Origin of the sequence: Pseudomonas koreensis, assembly GCF_025447595.1 — a bacterium.
GTDB classification, from domain to species: domain Bacteria; phylum Pseudomonadota; class Gammaproteobacteria; order Pseudomonadales; family Pseudomonadaceae; genus Aquipseudomonas; species Aquipseudomonas koreensis_H.
Window position 1 is genome coordinate 1 of record NZ_JAOEJU010000033.1, and the last position, 20,723, is coordinate 20,723.

At 59.5% G+C, this 20,723-nt stretch carries 22 protein-coding genes; 7 read left to right on the forward strand and 15 right to left on the reverse strand.

Features of this window, described 5'->3' with window-relative positions:
• Window positions 1-93 precede the first annotated feature (93 nt).
• From msrQ to N8H71_RS26795, 6 genes are all read right to left on the reverse strand, one after another.
• On the reverse strand, window positions 94-717 hold the full coding sequence (gene msrQ, locus N8H71_RS26770) for a protein-methionine-sulfoxide reductase heme-binding subunit MsrQ (protein WP_262196300.1): 624 nt from the start codon (window positions 715-717) through the stop codon (window positions 94-96).
• Window positions 717-1,730 (reverse strand): protein-methionine-sulfoxide reductase catalytic subunit MsrP, encoded by a 1,014-nt coding sequence (gene msrP, locus N8H71_RS26775; RefSeq protein WP_262196301.1) that lies wholly within the window; start codon window positions 1,728-1,730, stop codon window positions 717-719. The genes msrQ and msrP overlap by 1 nt, the downstream gene beginning before the upstream one ends.
• Window positions 1,731-1,792: 62 nt before the next feature.
• On the reverse strand, window positions 1,793-2,650 hold the full coding sequence (gene pssA, locus N8H71_RS26780; protein WP_039771608.1) for a CDP-diacylglycerol--serine O-phosphatidyltransferase: 858 nt from the start codon (window positions 2,648-2,650) through the stop codon (window positions 1,793-1,795).
• 148 nt (window positions 2,651-2,798) lie between these two features.
• The gene (gene ilvC / locus N8H71_RS26785; RefSeq protein ID WP_007959661.1) at window positions 2,799-3,815 is read right to left on the reverse strand and encodes a ketol-acid reductoisomerase; all 1,017 of its coding nucleotides are present in this window, start codon (window positions 3,813-3,815) and stop codon (window positions 2,799-2,801) included.
• Between the two features lie 48 nt (window positions 3,816-3,863).
• Window positions 3,864-4,355: an acetolactate synthase small subunit gene (gene ilvN, locus N8H71_RS26790; RefSeq protein WP_003205610.1), complete on the reverse strand. Its 492-nt coding sequence runs from the start codon at window positions 4,353-4,355 to the stop codon at window positions 3,864-3,866.
• 2 nt (window positions 4,356-4,357) lie between these two features.
• Window positions 4,358-6,082: an acetolactate synthase 3 large subunit gene (locus N8H71_RS26795; protein WP_262196303.1), complete on the reverse strand. Its 1,725-nt coding sequence runs from the start codon at window positions 6,080-6,082 to the stop codon at window positions 4,358-4,360.
• Between the two features lie 400 nt (window positions 6,083-6,482).
• On the opposite strand from N8H71_RS26795, the gene N8H71_RS26800 reads away from it, so the two are divergent.
• On the forward strand, window positions 6,483-6,899 hold the full coding sequence (locus N8H71_RS26800; protein ID WP_262196305.1) for a DUF4124 domain-containing protein: 417 nt from the start codon (window positions 6,483-6,485) through the stop codon (window positions 6,897-6,899).
• A gap of 18 nt (window positions 6,900-6,917) precedes the next feature.
• Here the strand turns inward: N8H71_RS26800 and N8H71_RS26805 are convergent, their stop codons facing one another.
• Genes N8H71_RS26805 through mrcB form a run of 3 tightly spaced genes read right to left on the reverse strand, consistent with a single transcriptional unit; the run spans window position 6,918 to window position 10,340 of the window.
• Entirely contained in the window at window positions 6,918-7,253 is a 336-nt protein-coding gene (locus N8H71_RS26805; protein ID WP_039771612.1) for a YqcC family protein, read from the reverse strand.
• Window positions 7,253-7,999 (reverse strand): hypothetical protein, encoded by a 747-nt coding sequence (locus tag N8H71_RS26810; RefSeq protein ID WP_262196306.1) that lies wholly within the window; start codon window positions 7,997-7,999, stop codon window positions 7,253-7,255. The genes N8H71_RS26805 and N8H71_RS26810 overlap by 1 nt, the downstream gene beginning before the upstream one ends.
• Before the next feature lie 16 nt (window positions 8,000-8,015).
• On the reverse strand, window positions 8,016-10,340 hold the full coding sequence (mrcB, locus tag N8H71_RS26815; protein WP_115079221.1) for a penicillin-binding protein 1B: 2,325 nt from the start codon (window positions 10,338-10,340) through the stop codon (window positions 8,016-8,018).
• Window positions 10,341-10,458: 118 nt separating this feature from the next.
• Between mrcB and N8H71_RS26820 the strand changes: the two genes are divergently transcribed.
• The 4 genes from N8H71_RS26820 (at window position 10,459) to N8H71_RS26835 (ending at window position 13,749) form a co-directional block, all read left to right on the forward strand.
• A complete protein-coding gene (locus tag N8H71_RS26820) occupies window positions 10,459-12,015 on the forward strand; it encodes an AAA family ATPase (protein ID WP_262196307.1) in 1,557 nt (518 codons plus the stop codon).
• 91 nt (window positions 12,016-12,106) lie between these two features.
• The gene (locus tag N8H71_RS26825; RefSeq protein WP_007959639.1) at window positions 12,107-12,451 is read left to right on the forward strand and encodes a pentapeptide repeat-containing protein; all 345 of its coding nucleotides are present in this window, start codon (window positions 12,107-12,109) and stop codon (window positions 12,449-12,451) included.
• A 219-nt stretch (window positions 12,452-12,670) separates the two neighbouring features.
• Window positions 12,671-12,943, forward strand: coding sequence for a TfoX/Sxy family protein (locus tag N8H71_RS26830; RefSeq protein ID WP_003228231.1), 273 nt, complete (start codon window positions 12,671-12,673; stop codon window positions 12,941-12,943).
• Between the two features lie 14 nt (window positions 12,944-12,957).
• Window positions 12,958-13,749: a Crp/Fnr family transcriptional regulator gene (locus N8H71_RS26835; protein WP_262196309.1), complete on the forward strand. Its 792-nt coding sequence runs from the start codon at window positions 12,958-12,960 to the stop codon at window positions 13,747-13,749.
• A gap of 227 nt (window positions 13,750-13,976) precedes the next feature.
• On the opposite strand, the gene N8H71_RS26840 is transcribed toward N8H71_RS26835, so the two are convergent.
• Genes N8H71_RS26840 through N8H71_RS26855 form a run of 4 tightly spaced genes read right to left on the reverse strand, consistent with a single transcriptional unit; the run spans window position 13,977 to window position 17,523 of the window.
• A complete protein-coding gene (locus N8H71_RS26840) occupies window positions 13,977-14,828 on the reverse strand; it encodes a ChaN family lipoprotein (RefSeq protein WP_262196311.1) in 852 nt (283 codons plus the stop codon).
• A gap of 21 nt (window positions 14,829-14,849) precedes the next feature.
• Window positions 14,850-15,617, reverse strand: a complete 768-nt coding sequence (locus tag N8H71_RS26845; RefSeq protein WP_262196312.1) for a heme ABC transporter ATP-binding protein — start codon at window positions 15,615-15,617, stop codon at window positions 14,850-14,852.
• Complete coding sequence (locus N8H71_RS26850) at window positions 15,617-16,600, reverse strand: FecCD family ABC transporter permease (RefSeq protein WP_262196350.1); 984 nt, start codon at window positions 16,598-16,600, stop codon at window positions 15,617-15,619. Before N8H71_RS26850 ends, N8H71_RS26845 begins: the two co-directional genes overlap by 1 nt.
• A gap of 50 nt (window positions 16,601-16,650) precedes the next feature.
• Window positions 16,651-17,523 carry a heme/hemin ABC transporter substrate-binding protein gene (locus N8H71_RS26855; protein ID WP_262196314.1) on the reverse strand — a complete coding sequence of 291 codons (873 nt, stop codon included), beginning with the start codon at window positions 17,521-17,523 and terminating at the stop codon, window positions 16,651-16,653.
• A gap of 162 nt (window positions 17,524-17,685) precedes the next feature.
• Here N8H71_RS26855 and N8H71_RS26860 point away from each other — a divergent pair, with 162 nt between their 5' ends.
• Complete coding sequence (locus N8H71_RS26860) at window positions 17,686-18,003, forward strand: Rieske (2Fe-2S) protein (protein WP_262196315.1); 318 nt, start codon at window positions 17,686-17,688, stop codon at window positions 18,001-18,003.
• On the opposite strand, the gene sfsA is transcribed toward N8H71_RS26860, so the two are convergent.
• Together sfsA and N8H71_RS26870 are read right to left on the reverse strand one after the other, a co-directional pair.
• The gene (gene sfsA / locus N8H71_RS26865) at window positions 18,000-18,713 is read right to left on the reverse strand and encodes a DNA/RNA nuclease SfsA (RefSeq protein WP_262196316.1); all 714 of its coding nucleotides are present in this window, start codon (window positions 18,711-18,713) and stop codon (window positions 18,000-18,002) included. The two genes, N8H71_RS26860 and sfsA, sit on opposite strands and share 4 nt — an antisense overlap.
• Window positions 18,713-19,885, reverse strand: coding sequence for a pyridoxal phosphate-dependent aminotransferase (locus N8H71_RS26870; protein WP_197870637.1), 1,173 nt, complete (start codon window positions 19,883-19,885; stop codon window positions 18,713-18,715). The genes sfsA and N8H71_RS26870 overlap by 1 nt, the downstream gene beginning before the upstream one ends.
• A gap of 334 nt (window positions 19,886-20,219) precedes the next feature.
• Here N8H71_RS26870 and dksA point away from each other — a divergent pair, with 334 nt between their 5' ends.
• The gene (gene dksA / locus N8H71_RS26875) at window positions 20,220-20,663 is read left to right on the forward strand and encodes an RNA polymerase-binding protein DksA (RefSeq protein WP_007959616.1); all 444 of its coding nucleotides are present in this window, start codon (window positions 20,220-20,222) and stop codon (window positions 20,661-20,663) included.
• Window positions 20,664-20,723: the final 60 nt, after the last annotated feature.

Below are 20,723 nucleotides of genomic sequence, written 5' to 3' on the forward strand. Positions count from 1 at the left end.
ACCTACTTAACTCATTGAATCTCAAGGAGTTTTCCGTTTCGACTGCGCCGGAAGTGGGGCGAATTATAGAGACTCAGGATCTGCCGTCAACCCCTAATTTCGCTTTTCTTGAAATACCTGCTTTTTACCCATCAAACGCGGGATCCGTCGGGTCAAGGGGGGAATACGTAACGCCAAAAGGAAAATACCTATAAAGGCATAGACTGCCCACTCCTTAAGATCAGCACGCACAATCCACAACATATGCAGCAATCCCAACCCCAGAATCACGTACACCAGCCGGTGCAACTTCTTCCAGCGGGTACCTAAACGACGCTGACTGTATCGGTTGGAGGTAACCGCCAATGCAAGCAACCCAAGAAAACCCAGAGCACCCACAATGATGTAGGGACGCTTGCGCAGCTCGACACTCAGTTGCGACCAGTCGAAACCGAGAATGAACGCCATATAGCTGCAAAGATGCAGAACCACATAGGCAAAACACCAGAGCCCCAACTGACGGCGCACAGCAATCCACCCGGCCCACCCCGTAAGTTTCTGCAGCGGCGTCATACTCAGGGTGATCAACAGCAATACCAATGTCCCAAGCCCCAGCCGATCAACCAGAACCTTCCCCGGATCTGGCCCAAGCAGATCCGCAAAAGCCTGATAAAACCAGAACAGCGGCCAGATCGCCGCAGCCAGGAAAACACCTACGCGCCAGATCGGGTATCGCATCAGTAGTTCTTCCGCAGATCGAGCCCTGTATATAAAGAAGCGACCTCATCCGAGTAGCCGTTGAACATCTGCGTATCACGCACATTCGGCTTGAACAGACTGTTGGGCAGTCGCCGCTCCCGCGCTTGAGTCCAACGCGGATGGTCTACGGTAGGGTTCACATTCGCATAGAACCCGTACTCATCCGCCGCAATGCTCTGCCAGGTTGTCTTCGGCTGCTCGCTGACCAGACTGATCCGCACGATGGATTTGACACTCTTGAAGCCGTACTTCCAGGGCACCACCAGACGCAACGGCGCACCGTTCTGGTTTGGCAATTCGCGGCCATACATACCCACCGCCAGAATCGCCAAGGGATTCATCGCCTCATCCAGACGCAAACCTTCTACATAAGGCCAGTCGATCAGGGCAAATCCCGAACGCTGCCCGGGCATGCTCTTCGGATCCTGCAAGGTTTCGAAGCGAATGTATTTGGCATTGGAAGTAGGCTCTACCTGCCTCAACAGTGCCGAGATGGGAAAACCGATCCAGGGAATCACCATCGACCACGCCTCGACACAGCGCAGGCGATAAATACGCTCTTCCAGCTGGTAAGGCTTCATGAAGTCTTCCAGAGCATAACGCCCCGGCTTACCCACCTCCCCGTCCACGACAACACTCCACGGTTCGGTTTTCAACGAACCGGCATTGGCCGCCGGATCACCTTTGTCGGTGCCGAACTCATAGAAGTTGTTGTAATGGGTGGCGTCTTTGAAAGGTGTGATCGCCTCATCCTTGACGTTCACCGCGCCCCATTTGACAGAGGGCAACTTCTCGGCAAACCAGGCGGGCGCTTTTCCGGCGTCGACATCGGCATAGCGGGCAGCCTCTTCGGCACTGGCCCAGCGCGGCAAAGAGCTCACGGCCAAACCGGCCGCAGTCGCTCCGAGCAATTGTCGGCGAGAGAGATAAATGGATTCAGGCGTGACGTCCGACTCATGGCAGTCGGACGCTTTGGGGACTTTGATCAGCATGGCAACTCCGCAGCTTTGGAGGACAGATGCACCATAGACTGCGGAGTATGAGGGAAATTACATCACTCGGCGTGTTTGTGACGACGAAGATGCAACAGATACTGCACCGGACCCGACGCGGCATAGGCGAGGAACACCAGCAGCAGAATGCGAGGCGGATCGCTGAACACCACAGCAAAGACCAGCACCACCGCGAGAATCGCCACGAAAGGTACGCGCCCCTTCAGATCCAGCTCCTTGAAGCTGTTGTACTTGATGTTGCTGACCATCAGCATCCCGGCGGCCGCTACCATCAGCGCAACCAGGAACGACATCTTCGACCCCTGGATCCCGTAATCGCTGAACGCCCAGACAATCCCCGCAACTACACCGGCAGCAGCCGGGCTGGCAAGACCGATGAAGTAGCGCTTGTCGGCAGTCCCCACCTGAGTATTGAAGCGCGCCAGACGCAATGCCGCACCCGCCACATAAATGAAGGCAACCATCCAGCCGACCTTGCCCATGTCACCCAGCGCCCAGCCGAATGCCAGTAATGCCGGCGCGACACCAAAAGCGACCATGTCCGACAGCGAGTCGTACTCGGCGCCGAACGCACTTTGGGTATTGGTCATGCGCGCTACGCGACCATCAAGGCCGTCGAGCACCATGGCGACAAAAATCGCGATGGCAGCAAAGGCGAAGTACTTGCTCGCGTTCGCCGCGTCCCCGGCACTCAACGCAGCCTGGGCACTCATCGAGTTGATGATGGAATAGAACCCTGCGAACAGGTTCGCAGTGGTGAACAGGTTCGGCAGAAGATAGATACCACGATGCCGGACTTTACGGCCTTCTGCGTCATGCCCTTCTTCGATGTGCTCATCGATGGGCAGCAGGCTTTCGGCGTCGGAAGCCTGGTTCGGCTCTTCGGGACGTTCGCTCATGGACATTACCTTGCAACGGATTGGACATTTTCGACAGGTGTCTGGGACGACGGTTCGGCCACAAACGATGCAGCTTTATACCAGAACCGCCCGCCCATACGAAAAAACGCGGCCGAGGCCGCGTTTTTTTCATACAAGGTTCGACGACTTAGTTTTTGGCTTTGTCGACGATCTTGTTGGCACCGATCCACGGCATCATGGAGCGCAGTTGCTCGCCGATGATTTCGATACCGTGAGCGGCGTTGTTACGACGCTTGGCGGTCATCGAAGGGTAGCCGGTTGCGCCTTCGCTGATGAACATTTTGGCGTATTCGCCGTCCTGAATACGTTTCAGGGCGTTGCGCATGGCCTGACGGGATTCGGCGTTGATCACTTCCGGACCCGTCACGTACTCGCCGTATTCAGCGTTGTTGGAGATCGAGTAGTTCATGTTGGCGATACCGCCTTCGTACATGAGGTCAACGATCAGTTTCAGTTCGTGCAGGCACTCGAAGTAGGCCATTTCCGGCGCGTAGCCAGCTTCAACCAGAGTTTCGAAACCGGCTTTTACCAGTTCAACGGTACCGCCGCACAGAACGGCTTGCTCGCCGAACAGGTCAGTTTCGGTCTCGTCCTTGAAGGTGGTTTCGATGATACCGGTACGACCGCCACCAACGCCGGCGGCGTAGGACAGCGCAACGTTCTTGGCGTTGCCCGAGGCGTCCTGGTAGATCGCGATCAGGTCAGGGATACCGCCGCCCTTCACGAACTCGGAACGTACGGTGTGGCCCGGGGCTTTCGGCGCGATCATGATCACGTCGAGGTCGGCACGCGGAACAACCTGGTTGTAGTGGATCGCGAAACCGTGGGAGAAGGCCAGGGTGGCGCCTTTCTTGATGTTCGGCTCGATTTCGTTCTTGTACAGCTGGGACTGGAACTCGTCCGGGGTCAGGATCATGACCAGGTCGGCGCCGGCAACAGCGGCAGCCACGTCGGTCACTTTCAGGCCATGGGCTTCAGCCTTGGCAACGGTAGCCGAACCTTTACGCAGACCGACGGTAACGTCGACACCGGAATCTTTCAGGTTGCACGCCTGGGCGTGGCCCTGGGAACCGTAACCGATGATGGCAACTTTCTTGCCCTGGATGATCGACAGGTCGCAGTCTTTATCGTAGAAAACTTTCATGAATTTCCCCTTTATATCCAGGCCGTTCAGGCCATTCGCTAATTTGGTTTAGATGCTGAGTACTTTGTCGCCGCGGGCAATACCGGTGACGCCACTGCGGACGGTCTCCAGAATCGATGCGGTGCCAATGGACTGAATGAAGCTGTCGAGCTTGTCGCTGGTACCGGTCAGTTGAACGGTATACACGCTGGCGCTGACGTCGACGATCTGTCCACGGTAAATATCGGTGGTGCGTTTGATCTCGGCGCGCTGGGCGCCAGTGGCCTTGACCTTGACCAGCATCAGTTCGCGCTCGATGTGAGCGCTTTCCGACAGGTCCACCAGCTTGACCACTTCGATCAGCTTGTTCAGGTTTTTGGTGATCTGCTCGATGATTTCATCGTGACCGACAGTGGTCAGCGTCAGACGCGACAGGGTCGGGTCTTCGGTTGGCGCCACGGTCAGGCTTTCAATGTTGTAGTTGCGCTGCGAGAACAGGCCGACTACGCGAGACAAAGCACCGGGTTCGTTTTCCAGAAGCAAGGAAATAATGTGCCGCATGATTAGGTACGCTCCGTCTTGCTCAGCCACATATCGCGCATGGAGCCGTCTTTGATCTGCATCGGATAGACGTGCTCGCTGGTGTCGACCGAAATGTCGATCACCACCAGGCGATCTTTCATGGCGAACGCCTCTTCCATCTTCGACTTCAAATCTTTCGATTCGGTGATGCGCACGCCGACGTGGCCATAGGCTTCAGCCAGCTTGACGAAGTCAGGCAAGGATTCCATGTAGGAGTGCGAGTGACGGCTGCCGTAACTCATGTCCTGCCACTGACGAACCATGCCCAGAACACCGTTGTTCAGGATGACGATCTTGACCGGCAAACCGTATTGCAGGCAGGTCGACAATTCCTGGATGTTCATCTGGATACTGCCTTCACCGGTGACGCACGCAACATCGGTGTCAGGGAAGCTCAGCGCGATACCCATCGCGGCCGGCAGACCGAAGCCCATCGTGCCCAGGCCACCGGAGTTGATCCAGCGGTTCGGCTTGTTGAACTTGTAGTACTGCGCAGCAAACATCTGGTGCTGACCCACGTCGGAGGTCACAAAGGCGTCGCCCTTGGTCACTTCGCACAGGGTTTCGATGACGGTCTGCGGCTTGATCATGCTGCCGTCGCCCTTGTCGTAAGGGAACAGGCCGCGATCACCGCGCCATTCATCAACTTGCTTCCACCAGCTGGCAACGGCGTCCTTGTTCGGGGTTTCGCCGATTTCCTTGAGGATCGCGACCATTTCGGTCAGGACGCTCTCCACCGGACCAACGATTGGCACGTCGGCCTTGATGGTCTTGGAAATCGAAGCCGGGTCGATGTCAATGTGAATGATCTTGGCGTTCGGGCAGAACTTCGGCGCGCCGTTGATCACGCGATCATCGAAACGCGCACCGACTGCCAGGATCACGTCGGCATGGTGCATCGCAAGGTTGGCGGTGTAGCTGCCGTGCATGCCGAGCATGCCGATGAACTGACGATCAGTACCTGGGTAGCCACCCAGGCCCATCAGGGTGTTGGTGACCGGCAGGTTGAGCATTTGCGCCAGTTCGGTCAGCGGCGCGGAGCCGTTGCCGAGGATCACGCCACCGCCGGAGTACAGCACGGGACGCTTGGCCGCCAGGAGCATTTCTGCTGCCTTGCGGATTTGCCCGGAGTGACCGCGAACGGCCGGGCTGTAGGAACGCAGTTTGGCTTTCTTCGGGAAGATGTATTCGAACTTCTCGGCCGGGTTGGTCATGTCTTTCGGGATATCGACCACGACCGGGCCCGGACGACCGGATTGCGCCAGGTAGAAGGCTTTCTTCATGACTTCCGGGATTTCCGAAGCGTGCTTGATCATGAAGCTGTGCTTCACGATCGGCCGGGAGATACCGATCATGTCGGTTTCCTGGAACGCGTCGGTGCCGACCATGGTGCTTGGCACCTGACCGGAAATGATCACCATTGGAATCGAGTCCATATAGGCAGTGGCGATACCGGTGATGGCGTTTGTGGCGCCTGGACCGGAAGTCACCAATACCACGCCGGCTTTACCGGTGGCACGGGCGTAGCCGTCAGCCATATGGGTAGCCGCTTGTTCGTGACGAACCAGGATGTGGGTCACTTCCGGTTCTTTGAACAGGGCATCGTAAACATGAAGGAGAGCACCACCCGGGTACCCGTAGATATATTTGACGCCTTCGTCACGCAAAAAGCGGACGAGCATCTCACCGCCAGATAAAAGCTCCACGTTGTTCACCTCTAAAACGCCAGAATACCGTCCACAAAAAAGCGAACGGGTCTTAATAGGTTTACTTCTCGGCAGAGCATGAGCGACGGTGGTCGCCGACTACGTCAGCACTGACTGAGCAAGTATTGGGATCGTCCCAAGTGTTGCGGGCCTTTCCCACCCAGCGCGAGGTAACGCGTTGCGGGTGTAACAGGTCGACGCGGATATGCGCCTCATGATCTGCCGAGAGGGTCTGCTTCTGGCAGTCCCTGTACAGCGGACTTTGGATTCTTCTGTTTCGCCCTCTGCAAGTCAAGCCGTCAATGTGCTTAATTGTGGGTAAGCACATGAGAACGCAAGAAAAAACCTGGAAACCGCTACTCTGTTAGCTTCAATTGCGCAGTTTTGCCAAGGAATCAGCATGCGAACGCTTCTCTTAACTCTGCTGATCGGCGCCAGCCCCTGGTGTATGGCCGGTCAGATCTACAAATGGGTCGATGCCCAGGGCGTCACCCATTTCGATCAACAGCCACCACAAGGGCAGTCATCCACCGCCGTGAAGACGCCCTCCTCTCCCGCACCAATACCTGCCGCATTACCTGGCAGCGGCGCGCTGGGCGATCAGAAAGCCATCGATGACAAGGTCAAGAAGCAAGTGGCCGAGCAACAGAGTCAGCTCAAGGCATTTTGCGAACAGGCGCGCACGAATCTCGCGCAACTGCAGAACAATCCGCGCTTGAGGGAGGAAGTGGAGGGAGAGTTGCGGCGGCTGAGCGACGACCAGCGTCAGCAACGTACTGCAGAGGCACAAAAACAGATTGCGGAAAACTGCCAGTAACCACTGGCAGTTTCGGGTTCAGCGCGAAGCAGTGATCAGCAGGTCGAACTCTTTGAGCAACACCTGAAGCTGCCGATCCTTGCCGTGCAGATTGCGCTGGGCAAAAACCATCTCGGCCATTTCCTGAATGCCCGAGGCATTGGGCAATGGCAGATCCTGTTCGAGGATCATCTTCATCCGCGGCAGGAAGATCCATTGCAGCCACTGCTCGAAATCGAGGGTGTCGACCGAAAACGGCTCGACACTGCTCAGGGCTTCGACCGAGGGCTGGACATCATCCCACCAGCCCTGGGCACGCAGTTCACGCTCGATCAACAGGAGTTGATCGGCGACTTTGGAGAAACGACTGTCCATCACAGCGCAACCTTGGCCTTCTGACGGGCCAGAGTGGCGCCGGCGGAATCACCTTGTTTCTCACGTGCCTGAGCGATCAATTCCCACAGGCTGGCCTGCAAGTCCGGACGACCATTGGCCATGGTCAGTGCGCGACGAGCGGTCTGCTCGGCTTGCGGCGCATCGCCCTGAGCCATGCGCACCTGCGCCAGACGGTAAAGCACTTGCGGCTCGCGCGGCGCTACACGCTGTGCACGCTCCAGACTGGAAGACGCGCCGTTGAGGTCGCCACCGGCCTGCTGCTGTTGCGCAGTGCTCAACAGTGCGAGAACCGGGCCGTCCAGTTGTTCATCGGCAGACAGACCGCCGCCGCTGCTGGCCGAAGGAATGCCGCTCGGCGTAGAGGGCATGCTGTAGCTGCCGGAGTTGATTGGCGCCGACTCGACCGGCGACGGGTTGTACGGTCCCGGCGTGATGCCACCCGACGCCGGGCCCGGAACGATCGGCGAGGTGCTGATCGGTGCCGAAGCCGCTGCGCCGCCCGGCACCATCACCACCACACCGGTATCGCCTTGCGGGATCGCCTGGGTCTGGGCCTGTGCAGGACGTTTCACGGTCGTTTGACGGAAACCGCCATTGGCCGAAATGCGCTCACTGTTGGACACGGCGGTGCCGGAATCCACGACCGGAATCGAACCACGCTGTACGGTGGAGCAGCCGCTGAGCAAAGCCACGGCGGTCACCGCTGGAATCAACCACTTGTTCACTTGAAACCCTCTTTGCTTAATTCATCCAGCCCTTGACCCAATCCATCACCGACTCGCCCGAGGCGGGGCTTTCGCCCGCACAGGAAGCGCCGGGTGGCGGTTCGCTGCCGCGAATATACGGCATCTGCACGGCGCCCGGACAGTTGGCATCGGAGCCCTGACCGGTGCGCGAATCAACCCAGGCCTGCACCACGTTATCCGGCTGTGGCATGTCCAACGGCAGCGGATCCGCCTTGCGCATGAAACTGGTCCAGACCTGCAATGCACCGGTGGCCCCGGTGAACGGGGTCTTGCCGTTGTCGTCGCGGCCGAGCCAGACCACCGCCAGCAGATCCTGGCTGAAACCGGCGAACCAGCTGTCGCGCGAATCGTTACTGGTACCGGTCTTGCCCGCCAGTGTCAGGGTCCTTGGCAACACGTTATAAACCGAACTGCCGGTGCCTTCACGCATGACCCGCTGCATGGCGTTCTGGATCAGGTAGATTGAGGCCGGATCGAACCGTTGCTCGATCTGGAACGGATAACGCTTGAGCGGCTCGCCTTCGGCAGTCAGGACGCTGCGGATCCCGCGCATCGGCGTATTGAAGCCGCCGTTGGCCAAGGTCTGGTACATCGTCGCAACTTCGATCGGGGTCATCCCGCCCGCGCCGAGCAACATCGACGGGAACGCCGGAAACTCGCGGGTCACGCCCAGGCGACCCAGCGTCTTGAGGACATTCGGAACACCGACCGCCAGACCGAGACGCGAGGTCGACAAGTTGTAGGAATGTGCCAACCCTTGATACAGGAATACTGTGCCGTGGGAGCGACGGTCATAGTTCTGCGGTTTCCAGACCTGGCCATCCGCGCCTTTGATCGAAAGCGGGTCGTCCGACAGCCAACTGGTGAGCGTGTACTGACTCGGTTTCTCCAGTGCCGTCAGATAAACCGCCGGTTTTATCAACGAGCCGATCGGCCGCACCGCGTCCAGTGCGCGGTTGAACCCGGCAAAACTCGCCTGGCGACTACCGATCATGGCCTGGACTTCGCCGGTTTCCGGGTTGGTCACGACCATCGCCGCTTCCACGTCGTCGGAACCCTTGCGACCGGACAGACGCTTGAAGGTGTCGTTGACCGAGGCTTCGGCTTTCATCTGCAGGATCGGGTCGAAACTGGTGAAGATCCGCAAGCCTTCCTCGGTCAAGTCTTCGTCGCGGTAGTCTTCACGCAACTGGCGTTTGACCAGATCGATGAAGCCCGGGAACGAGCTGTCGGCCAGCTTGCCGCGCGTGGTCACGCCCAGCGGCATTTTCTTCGCGGCGGCCACCTGCTCGGCGGAAGCGACACCCTGCTGCTCAAGCACGTCGAGCACCAGATTGCGTCGCTCCAGCGCCCGCTCCGGGTTGCGACGCGGGTTGTAATAGGACGGACCTTTGACCATGCCGACCAACAGCGCGACCTGGTGCAGTTTCAGCTCGGACAAGGGTTGGGCGAAGAAGAACTGGCTGGCCAGACCGAAACCGTGCACCGCACGCTGGCCGTCCTGACCGACAAAGACTTCGTTGAGGTACGCCTCAAGGATTTCCTTTTTGTCGTAATGCAGCTCGAGCAGCATCGCCATCATCGCTTCGGTGAGTTTGCGGGTCAGGCTGCGCTCGTTGGTGAGGTAGAAGTTCTTGACCAGTTGCTGGGTCAGCGTACTGCCACCCTGGGTCATCTTGCCGCCCGAGGTGTTGACCCAGACTGCGCGGGCAATCGATTTCGGCGACACGCCCCAGTGGCTGTAGAAATCCCGGTCTTCCACGGCGACCAGGGTTTCCAGCAGATACGGCGGTACCTGATCTAGCTTGATCAGAATCCGGTCTTCGAGGTTTTTCGGGTAGATGCCGCCGATCATCAGCGGCTCCAGGCGTACCACGGAGAGCTTCGAACCGTTGGTCGCCGAGAGTTCGGCCACGTAATCGCCGGAGAAACGTACGCGCACCGGCTGCGGTTTCTCGAGACCTTCATAGAACTGGAAGCCACGAGTATTCAGATCAACCGTGTTGCCATTGACCGCCGCCGCGCCAGGACCGTTGCTTACGGCTTCGCGGCGATAGCCCAAGGCATCGAGTTCGGTGAGGAAATCGTCCTTGCTCAGCTTTTGTCCGACGAACAGCTCGAGCGGGCGCGCGTATACCTTGGCCGGGATGGTCCAGCGCTTGCCGGAGAACTTCTCCTGCACCACGGCATCGAGGTAAACGGCGAAGCCGGCCAGCACCACAAGGCCGACCAGACTGAGTTTAAGGGCCCAGCCCAACCATGGGCGCAGGCCCCGGGAAGCTGGTTTTTTAGGGGTACGGGGGGATCGAGTACGAGTCATGGCGGCGGATTATACGCACTTTATTCATACTCAACAGGAGCGCTCCGAGGTTTGCGTCGGGCTGGCGAGCGGCCATAATGAGCGCCTTGAATTTCCCCCAGTCTCTGAAGGATCGTCCGTGAGCCAGTCCCTGATCGCTGCCCTGCAAAACCCGGCCCTCTACCCGCACCCCGTCGAAGGGTTCCAGGTCATCGAAACCCATATCTCGTGGGTACTGCTCACCGGTCCCTACGCCTATAAAGTGAAGAAACCGGTGAACTTCGGTTTCCTCGACTTCACCGGCCTCGATTCCCGTGAGCACTTCTGCGGCGAAGAGCTGCGTCTGAACCAGCGCTTGACCGAAGATTTGTATCTGGAAGTGATTCCAGTGACCGGAAGTGCCGAAGCCCCGCAACTGGGCGGCGAAGGCCCGGCCATCGAATACCTGCTGAAAATGCGTCAGTTCCCGCAGAGCGGTCTGCTCAGCACACTGCAAGCCAACGGCGAGCTGACCACAGCACACGTCGACGCGATGGCCGAGCAGATCGCTCGCTTCCACCTCAACGCGCCGAAAGTTCCAGCCGAGCACGATGCCGGTACGCCTGAAAGCGTAATGGCGCCGGTGCGCCAGAACTTCGAACAGATCCTGCCGTTCCTCAGCGACAAGAACGACCTGCTGCAACTCGAGGCCCTGCAAGCGTGGGCCGAAAGCAGCTTTGATCGCCTGAAGCCGCTGTTCGCCCAACGCAAGGCCGACGGCTTCACCCGCGAGTGCCACGGTGACATTCACTTGGGCAACGCCACGCTGATCGACGGCAAGGTCGTGATCTTCGACTGCATCGAATTCAACGAACCGTTCCGCTTCACCGACGTCTGGGCCGACACCGGCTTTCTGGCGATGGACCTGGAAGACCGTGGCCTGAAATCCCTGGCTCGTCGTTTCATCAGCCAGTACCTGGAACTGACCGGCGACTATCAGGGCCTGGAAGTGTTGAACTTCTACAAGGCTTACCGCGCATTGGTACGTGCGAAAGTCGCACTGTTCAGCATGCCGGCCGATGCGACTCCGGTACAGCGCGCAACCACCCTTCGCCAGTACCGCAACTACGCTAATCTGGCGGAAAGCTACAGCACTATTCCTTCGCGCTTCATGGCGATTACCCACGGCGTTTCCGCTGTAGGCAAAAGCCACGTGGCCATGCGCCTGGTCGAAGCGCTGGGCGCGATCCGTCTGCGTTCCGATGTCGAGCGCAAACGTCTGTTCGGCGAGCAAACCGTTGCCAATGATGTTCAGGCCGGGATCTACAGCGCCGATGCCAGCACCGCGACTTATGCTCGCCTGCATGAAATCGCCGAAGTGATCCTGCACGCCGGTTTCCCGGTGGTGATCGATGCCACTTACCTCAAGCGCGAACAACGTGACAGCGCCGCCAAGGTCGCCGAAGCCACTGGAGCGCCGTTCCTGATCCTCGACTGCAACGCTCCGCAAGCCGTGATCGAGAGCTGGCTGGCGATTCGTCAGGCGGACAAGAAGGATCCGTCCGACGCGACCCTCGCCGTGATCGAAGCACAACAGGCCAACCGCGAAGCACTGACGCCGGAAGAAATCCTGCGCAGCAAACGCGTGCAGACCAATGAATCCGGCACTCTGGATACCGTCGTGGCGCAGATCCGCCAGCGCCTGCCAGGTCTGTAAGAAACTATTTCGGCCGTGAAGCCCTCGCTCGCTTCACGGTCGTCAAATAGTGGCACTATACTGGCGTCATAAAACCAACAGGTGATTTGACATGAGCCAGCCGAAACTTCTCGACACCCCGCTTTATGCCTTGCTGCACAAAGACGACATCACAGGCTTTAACAATGAACGCCCGAAAGACGGCCCGATCGACATGGTTGGTGGTGACTTTCGTGGACTCGACCTGCGTGAATTGAACGCCGATGGCGTGGATTTCCGGGACGCCTACTTCCGTTCCGCCGATCTGCGCGGCATCGACTTTCGCAACGCCTCGTTGGAAGGTGCGAGCCTTGCTCATGCGCAGATTTCCGGGGCGTACTTCCCGCCAGAGTTGAGTGCAGACGAAATCCTGATGTCGATGAATTTCGGTACGCGCCTGCGTTATCGCACTCGCTGAGTCTCGGAACACCCAACTCGTCCAGCGCCCCCGCTTTGCGCTGGACTGCGTGCTATTGGTAATTATCCCTCGCCCTCCCCATCCCGATTCATCAGCGCAAACTGACGTTTCTTAGAAGCGTTTGAGTTGAATCCGACCAAACAACCACGCTTTTCCTACTGATGGCTACACTCCTGAGAAGCTCGCCCACGCACCATTCGGCCGTCGCAAGGAGGCTTGATGAATGATGAACTGCAACACCTGAAGAATCTTGGCAAGACGTCGGCGCAATGGCTGCATGCCGTGGGCATCCACAGCGCCTCGGATCTGCGTCGCCTGGGCGCCGTGGATGCCTATCGGGCCGTGCGCACGCGCGGGTTCCGGGCGTCGAAGGTGTTGTTGTATGCGATCGAAGGGGCGTTGATGGACGTGCACTGGAATGACATTCCCGCCGAACGCAAGGACGCTTTGAACAAGCAACTGGAAGCCATTTCTTCTCGCCACAAGAACTGACAGGCGCCGCACTCATGTACCTGCTCGGGGAAAAATCGGCGCAGGCCGATGCATTGATCAACCACTTGCAGAGCTTGCCTGCGCAATGGCTCGAAGGCCTGCCGCCGTGCGGGCCGGCCATGGAACTGGAAGCCACGGATGATCTGTTGGCACGTTTGCCGGACGACCAGTTGTTCCTGCTCACGCAAGGTGTCATCACTGGCCGACTGGGTGGTCGCGGTCTGTTCTATTGGCATGAAGGAGATTTGATCGGCCTGCAACAGGGGCCGGAATGGGCGGATTGCACGCTGCACTCAGACAACCCGCTGACATTACTGCCCTATCGCCGAAGCGATTTGTTTCAACATGTGTACGGCGAAACGTCGCGCTCTGAGCAGTTTCTGCGCTACCTGCTCGGACAAATGGCGCTGCTAGCCCACGCCGTTGCCGAGTTCAAGCCGCGCGAGTTTCGCAGCACCAACGGTTTCAAGCGGGTTGAAGCCGGGGACGTTCTGATCCGCCAAGGCGACATCGCTGATCATGTGTTCGTAATTGTCGAAGGACACGCCGAAGCGTTTGTTAACGGGCACAAGGTAGGCGACGTACCCAGGGATGAAATATTCGGCGCAATGGCTGTATTCACCGGCGAGCCGCGCAACGCGACGGTCATTGCCCGGGAGGCAAGCACTGTAATGCTGATTCCCGGCGATCAGTTTCTGAGCATGACCCGCACCAATCCGAAAATCGCCCATTCCCTGATCGAAAGCATGGCGCGGCGTATCGACCAGTTGAACAAGCAGCTCACGGGACTCGACAGCCAAGGCTGATGCCCGTATTCACGGGGCGTTTACGCCATTGCCGGGACAAAACCAAAGAAATGAAAAAACAGCAGTTGACTTGGTAATGAGAATCGCTATTATTATCACAACTGGTCGCGAGATCAGTCGATATTCTGAAAAGCCCTTGGTTCGGACTCTCAGATTATCTCCTCATCAGGCTAATCACGGTTATTTGACCCGGTTTTTACCGGGTCTTTTTTTTGCCTGTGGAAAAGTCAATTCTTGCCGAACTGTTTACGCATCTCGGTGCAATAATCCGGTTTCGGCGTGGCCGGTGTGAACCATACATAATCAGCCATCTCCGCCGTAACCTGACTGCCCTGCTCCGCCAGCATCAGCACCGTCGGCGCATCGGGCGCGCCCAGATCCAGCACATGCAGCGGCACACCCACATCCTTGCGTGCGTGATACGCACCCGCCAATAACAAGGCAGGCGCGGGCGCCGCCAACAAACGCGAGGCCATGCGCCGATCCCGTTGTTGCTGAACGGCCAGCATCGCCGGCATTTGTGATGACGGCAGCAGGCCGCAGTGAGAATCGCCGATCTGCTGCAACAGCGTCTCTCTCACAGATTTGGCGTTGCTGCGCTCACCGCTCAAAACCGGAGGATCACGATAGAACGCGCGAATTTCGATGTTATCGAGATTGGCCGCCAGCAATGGCCAGGATTGCGTCAGGGCGAACCGCACAATCGGTCCGTAGAGATTCCAGTCCCAACCGTCCTGCCAGGCCAATGCAGCGGGAAGATCAACCGGTGGCGTTGCGGCATGGCGCACGTCATCGACGCGCGACTGTTGATCTGGCGTCAGCATTTCCAACAGGAGACTGCCCTGAGGGCGCGCCGCTTCGAGGTTCTGCAACAGCCACAATTGAAGGGCATGGTGATCGGCGTTGTCATGCTGTTCGCCAATAATCACCCGCGATGGAGTGCTCAGTTGGGCCAGTAATTGCTGCGCCGTCAGACTCTCACCACTGCGCAAATCACGGATCTCGCCCACGACCGGCGGCGCCGCAACATGCTGGCAACCCGCAAGCCACAACACCGCCAACAGCAAAATCCCGCGCATACCCTCACCTCGATGACGAAATCAGCGGGCGATGATCAGCGGATGCCCGCGCTCCGGGTGCGGCTGCACCAGTACTTCCAGACCGAAAACCGCCTTCAGCGATTCCGGACGCAACACCTGTTGCGGCGTATCCAGCGCCACCGGGCGCCCGCCCTCCAGCAGCAGGATTCGATCACAATAGCGCGCCGCCAGATTCAGATCATGCAGGATCACCAGCACCGCCGCGCCGCGATCGGCAAATTCGCGCACCGCTTGCAGCGTCGTGTGTTGATGCAATGGATCAAGCATCGAGGTCGGCTCATCAAGCAGCAAAGTCTGCCCCGCCTGCCCCGGCCAGAGCTGCGCCAGCACCCGCGCCAGATGCACCCGCTGACGCTCGCCGCCGGACAGCGCCAGATAACTGCGACCACTCAGATGCCCGGCATCGGCCGCCAATAACGCGGCAGCGACGATCTCGTCATCGCGCACCCGCCCGCTCTGATAGGGCAGACGCCCCATGCCAACCACTTCTTCAACTCGAAAGGCGAAATCCAGCGTCGATACCTGCGGCAACACCGCCAGCCGCTGGGCACGTTGAATACCGCTCCAATGGCTCAAGACCTCACCGTCCAGCAGCACCTCCCCCTCGTGCGCGCTCAATTCACCGCACAACGCGCCGAGCAAAGTACTCTTACCGGCGCCGTTCGGCCCCAGCACACCCAGCACTTCGCCCGGTTCGAGTTGCAGACTGACGTCGGCCAGAACGGTTTTGCGGCCACGGCGGATATGCAGGTTGTGCGCACGCAACATCAGGCACGCCCTCGCAGTAACAGATAAAGGAAGAACGGCGCACCGATGAACGCGGTGACAATGCCGATCGGCAGCTCCGCCGGCGCCAGCGCCAGCCGCGCCACCAGATCCGCCAGCAGCAACAGGCTCGCCCCGGCCAGTACCGATGCCGGCAGCAATACCCGATGATCCGGCCCCGCGAGCAAGCGCACCAGATGCGGCACTACCAGCCCGACAAAACCGATCATGCCCGCCGCCGCCACGGCTGCACCGACGCCCAGCGCCGTGCAGAACACCAGTTCGCGCTTGAGCCGCTCGACATCGATCCCCAGATGCCCGGCTTCCGATTCGCCGAGCAACAACGCATTGAGCGCCTTCGCCCGACGCGGAAGCCAAACCGCAATACCGGCGGTGATGATCAGCAGCGGCCACAACCGCGCATAGCTCGCGCCGTTAAGGCTACCCAGGTTCCAGAACGTCAACGTGCGCAATGTCGCGTCGTCGGCCAGATAGGTAAACAGCCCCACCGCCGAGCTGGCCAACGCCGTCAGAGCGATACCCGCCAGCAACATGGTCGCAACGTTCGTTTGCCCATTACGGCGGCCTAGTCGATAGACCAACGCCGTTACGCCAAGACCACCGAGAAACGCGCAAACCGACAGCAGATAAGGCCCGAACCACTCCGGCAATCCGCCAAAAAACGAACCGCCGACAATCGCCACCGCCGCACCCAACGCCGCGCCGCTCGAGACGCCGACCAACCCCGGATCGGCCAAGGGATTGCGAAACAGCCCCTGCATCGCCACCCCTGACAACGCCAGCACACCGCCGACTGCCAGTCCGAGCAACGTACGCGGCAGACGAATCTGCCCGAGAATCAGCTCAGCCTGTTCCAGTCCGTCCGGCGCCAGCGGTATACCGATCATGCGCAGCGCCGCACGCAAGGTATCGACCAACGGCAGACTGACCGGCCCCAACGCCAGCGACAGCCAGATCGCCAGCAGACACAGGAGGATCAGGCCGATGAACAAGCCACGGGGCTTGACCAACGTGGTCATTGGCCGCTCTGGACCGGGTAGAAACCGTCAGACAGGGTCTTGAGTGCAGCCGGCAAACGCGGCCCGAGCCCGCCTACCAGTAACGTCGGGTCCAGCTCCAGCACGCGTCCGGTCTTGGCCGCACGGCTGGAATTGAGGATCGGATTTTCCTTGAACAGCGCCGCTTTCGCCGCCTCGCCAGTCAGCGCACGGTCAGCGAACACCAGCACTTCAGGATCGAGACTGGCCAGGGACTCCACGGAAAACGGCTTGTAGCCGGTGTGCGTCGCAAGGTTATGCCCGCCCGCCTGTTGCAGCAGCCAGTCGGCGGCGGTGTCCTTGCCGGCGATCAGCGGTTTGCCGCCGGCATGGCCGAGCAGCAACAGCACGCCCGGCGCTTTCTGCTTGGCCTGCGCCTCAGTCACACGCGCCTTTTGTGCATCGAGTTGCTGTTGATAACTTTGCAGCAATTGCGCGGCCTGGCTTTCGGCGCCCAGCAACTGACCCAGATGGGTGACGTTTTTTTCCAGCGTCGGCAGATCCGGCTGAGCCGAGAACAATTCCACCTGCACCTTGGCGCTGCGAACCTGCGAGATTACCGGCGGCGGGCCCATTTCTTCGGTGCCGATCAGAATGTCCGGACGCAGGCTGAGAATGCCTTCAGCCGACAGGCTGCGCTGATAACCTATGCTCGGCAGCGACTTGAGTGTTTCCGGATGCTGGCTGGTGGTGTCGACGCCCACCAACCTGGACTCGCCACCCAGAGCACTCACCCACTCCGACAAGGCGCCGCCGGCGCTGACCCAACGTTGCGGCAACTCGGCCGCTGCAGCCTGGTGGCTGACCAAAAGTCCGACACACAGCACGGCAACGCGTGTACTCAGGCGCATAGACAGCTTCCTTGAAAGGTTTTCCCGGGCATCGGAACGGCAGGCCAAGTATCCTCGGCAGCGGTCACCTCGCCACGGGCGAAGGCGGCCATTTGATAATTGTTTGCATTTGAACGTCAAGCTCGGACATATCCGGACACGAGCCGACACTTGAGGATAGCCATGAAGTTTCTTTGCGAGGGTGCCGATCTGATTGAGGGCGGCAGTCGCGGTTTCGATATCGACGGGAAAAAACTGTTTGCCGTGCGCCGTGCGGGGCAGACGTATGTCTACCTCAATCGCTGCCCTCATCGGGGCGTTGGCCTGGAATGGCACCCCGACCAGTTTCTCGACCCGAGCAACAGCCTGATCCAGTGCGCCACCCACGGCGCACTGTTTCTGATCGAGGACGGAGAATGCGTCGCCGGCCCCTGCGCAGGGCAATCGCTGACGGCCATCCCTTGCCGTGAAGACGCGCAAGGGCTGTGGATCGATGTTTAACCGTTGAGCAGCACGTCCAGGCGCCGGTCGATCACCATCTCTTCATGGCTCAAACGCACGCCATACGCCAGTACTTCAACCCCGCACGCGACTGCCTCACGCAGCGCAGCGGCGTAGGCCGGGTCGATCTCCTCGGCAGGACGCACCGCCTCGATACCGGTGAGATTGACGCAATACAACTGCACCGCGCGAATCCCGTCCCGAGCCAGATGCGCCAGCTCACGCAAATGCTTGGCTCCGCGCTGAGTCACCGCATCGGGAAACGCTGCCACCGCCGTGCCGTCGAAGCCGAGGGTGACGCTTTTCACTTCCACATAGGCCGGGCCCGTCGGATAGTCGAGGCGAAAATCGATCCGGCTCTTTTCCTGTCCGTACGCCACTTCGCGCTTGAGCCCGGTAAAACCGTTCAACTCATTGATGACGCCCGCCTGCAAGGCTTCTTCGACCAGTGCGTTGGCGCGACCGGTGTTCACGCAAAACAGCCGGCCCTGCGGGGTTTCGCCGACTTCCCAAGTGCCGGGCAGCTTGCGCTTCGGATCATTGGAGCGACTGAACCAGACCTGCCCGCCCTCGACCTGGCAATTGAGCATCGAGCCGGTGTTCGGGCAATGAATGGTCAGCAACTCGCCGCCAACGGTTTCGATATCGGCGAGAAAACGCTTGTAACGGCGGATCAACCGGCCTTCTTCGAGAGGAGGATGAAAGCGCATCAGCCTTGCCAGCTCTTCAAGCCACGGGCGATGCGTTCCACCGCTTCCTGTAGGCGAGGGAGGTTTTGTGTGTAGGCAAAGCGCACGTGATGCCCGGCCTGATAGCGGCCGAAATCCAGCCCCGGCGTAAACGCTACATGTTCGGTTTCAAGGAAATGCCGGCAGAATGCGAAGGCATCGCCGCCAAACTGGCTGATATCGGCATACAAATAGAATGCGCCTTCCGGCTCCACGGCGATGTTGAAACCCAGTTCGCGCAGTGCCGGCAGCAGGAAGTCACGACGACGGCCGAACTCGGCGCGGCGCTCTTCGAGAATCGCGATGGTGTCCGGCTCGAAACAGGCCAGCGCCGCATGCTGGGCCATGCTTGGCGCACTGATGTAGAGGTTCTGCGCAAGTTTTTCCAGTTCACTGACCGCCGCATCCGGCGCCACCAGCCAGCCGAGGCGCCATCCGGTCATGCCGAAATATTTGGAGAAACTGTTGAGGACAAACGCACTGTCGTCCACTTCCAGCACACTGGCTGCGTCGGTGCCATAAGTCAGGCCGTGGTAGATCTCGTCCACCACCAGATGCCCGTGACGCGCCTTGATGGCTGTGGATAACCCGGCCAGTTCATCGCGGGTCAGAATCGTACCGGTCGGGTTGGCTGGCGAGGCGACCAGCGCACCGACGCTGTCGTGATCCCAGTGGCGCGCCACCAGGTCCGGCGTCAGTTGATAGCGAACGTCCGGGCCGACGGGCACAAGCTGCGCCGCGCCTTCAACCAACCGCAGAAAATGCCGGTTGCAAGGATAGCCAGGGTCAGCCAGCAGCCAGTGCTTGCCCGGATCCACCAGCAACGCACTGGCCAGCAGCAACGCACCGGAACCGCCAGGCGTGATGAGAATCCGTCGAGGATCTATGTTCAGGCCGTAGCGCGTTTGATAGAAACCGGAAATCGCCTCGCGCAGCTCGGGAATGCCACGGGCTGCGGTGTAGCGGGTTTTTCCGGCCGTCAGGGCTTGCTGGCCCGCGCGAATGATCGGCTCGGCGGTGGTGAAGTCCGGTTCGCCGATTTCCAGGTGGATCACGTCGTGGCCGGCGGCCTGCAATTCATTGGCCCGCGCCAGCAACGCCATCACATGGAACGGTTCGATCGCACGACTGCGCGCACTGTAGGGCTGAGCCATTGGCCTTCCTTCAACGAGGGAAAAGAAACGATTCTACCCATCTGCCGGAACGAGCGAGAACCCGCAGCGGTCACAGCCACAAGAACACTGGACTGTAACGACCCGCGCGTACGCTCCAGGATTGACTAAAATCAGTGATTGAGCAGGTCTGCAACATTGCCGGACATGGCTTGGCAAACATTTGCAAGCCCCACTGGCCGCGCGCTCGACATCCGGGAGTAGCGCGGGCCGAATTGATCTGGTAAGTTCGCCCGCTTGCAGCCGCAGGGCCGGCAGGTGTCGGTGATGGAGCAATCCTGCGCAATGGATTACAAGAGTAGAGGCGGTCCATTTCATGCCCACCCAAGCAAAGCAACAGGCAAGTCAGACACTCAGCGGTTTCGAACCCTACGTCCCGAAAGCGGGCGAAGAGTACATGGGCGCTCCAATGCGCGCGCACTTCACCAAGATCCTGACCAAGTGGAAACTGGACTTGATGCAGGAAGTCGACCGCACTGTTGATCACATGAAAGACGAAGCGGCCAACTTTCCAGATCCGGCCGACCGTGCCAGCCAGGAAGAAGAGTTCGCCCTCGAGCTGCGTGCCCGCGACCGCGAGCGCAAACTGATCAAGAAGATCGACAAGACCCTGCAACTGATCGAAGACGAAGAGTACGGCTGGTGCGACTCTTGCGGCATCGAGATCGGCGTCAAGCGCCTTGAAGCCCGCCCGACTGCCGACATGTGCGTCGACTGCAAGAACCTGGCGGAAATCAAGGAAAAACAGGTCGGCAAATAATCCCGGCCTGAACGAAAAACGGAGCGTGCGAACGCTCCGTTTTTGTTTCTGCCTCCTGTA

Bases quoted from the DNA above. Each gene is read 5' to 3' on its own strand.
- N8H71_RS26805 (WP_039771612.1), bottom strand. From the start codon at position 7,253: ATGGACAGTCGTTTCTCCAAAGTCGCCGATCAACTCCTGTTGATCGAG.
- ilvN (WP_003205610.1), bottom strand. From the start codon at position 4,355: ATGCGGCACATTATTTCCTTGCTTCTGGAAAACGAACCCGGTGCTTTG.
- sfsA (WP_262196316.1), bottom strand. From the start codon at position 18,713: ATGCGCTTTCATCCTCCTCTCGAAGAAGGCCGGTTGATCCGCCGTTAC.
- N8H71_RS26870 (WP_197870637.1), bottom strand. From the start codon at position 19,885: ATGGCTCAGCCCTACAGTGCGCGCAGTCGTGCGATCGAACCGTTCCAT.
- N8H71_RS26855 (WP_262196314.1), bottom strand. From the start codon at position 17,523: ATGCGCCTGAGTACACGCGTTGCCGTGCTGTGTGTCGGACTTTTGGTC.
- N8H71_RS26845 (WP_262196312.1), bottom strand. From the start codon at position 15,617: ATGTTGCGTGCGCACAACCTGCATATCCGCCGTGGCCGCAAAACCGTT.
- N8H71_RS26825 (WP_007959639.1), top strand. From the start codon at position 12,107: ATGAGCCAGCCGAAACTTCTCGACACCCCGCTTTATGCCTTGCTGCAC.
- mrcB (WP_115079221.1), bottom strand. From the start codon at position 10,340: ATGACTCGTACTCGATCCCCCCGTACCCCTAAAAAACCAGCTTCCCGG.
- dksA (WP_007959616.1), top strand. From the start codon at position 20,220: ATGCCCACCCAAGCAAAGCAACAGGCAAGTCAGACACTCAGCGGTTTC.
- N8H71_RS26830 (WP_003228231.1), top strand. From the start codon at position 12,671: ATGAATGATGAACTGCAACACCTGAAGAATCTTGGCAAGACGTCGGCG.
- N8H71_RS26840 (WP_262196311.1), bottom strand. From the start codon at position 14,828: ATGCGCGGGATTTTGCTGTTGGCGGTGTTGTGGCTTGCGGGTTGCCAG.
- pssA (WP_039771608.1), bottom strand. From the start codon at position 2,650: ATGAGCGAACGTCCCGAAGAGCCGAACCAGGCTTCCGACGCCGAAAGC.
- N8H71_RS26800 (WP_262196305.1), top strand. From the start codon at position 6,483: ATGCGAACGCTTCTCTTAACTCTGCTGATCGGCGCCAGCCCCTGGTGT.
- N8H71_RS26835 (WP_262196309.1), top strand. From the start codon at position 12,958: ATGTACCTGCTCGGGGAAAAATCGGCGCAGGCCGATGCATTGATCAAC.
- msrQ (WP_262196300.1), bottom strand. From the start codon at position 717: ATGCGATACCCGATCTGGCGCGTAGGTGTTTTCCTGGCTGCGGCGATC.
- msrP (WP_262196301.1), bottom strand. From the start codon at position 1,730: ATGCTGATCAAAGTCCCCAAAGCGTCCGACTGCCATGAGTCGGACGTC.
- N8H71_RS26860 (WP_262196315.1), top strand. From the start codon at position 17,686: ATGAAGTTTCTTTGCGAGGGTGCCGATCTGATTGAGGGCGGCAGTCGC.
- ilvC (WP_007959661.1), bottom strand. From the start codon at position 3,815: ATGAAAGTTTTCTACGATAAAGACTGCGACCTGTCGATCATCCAGGGC.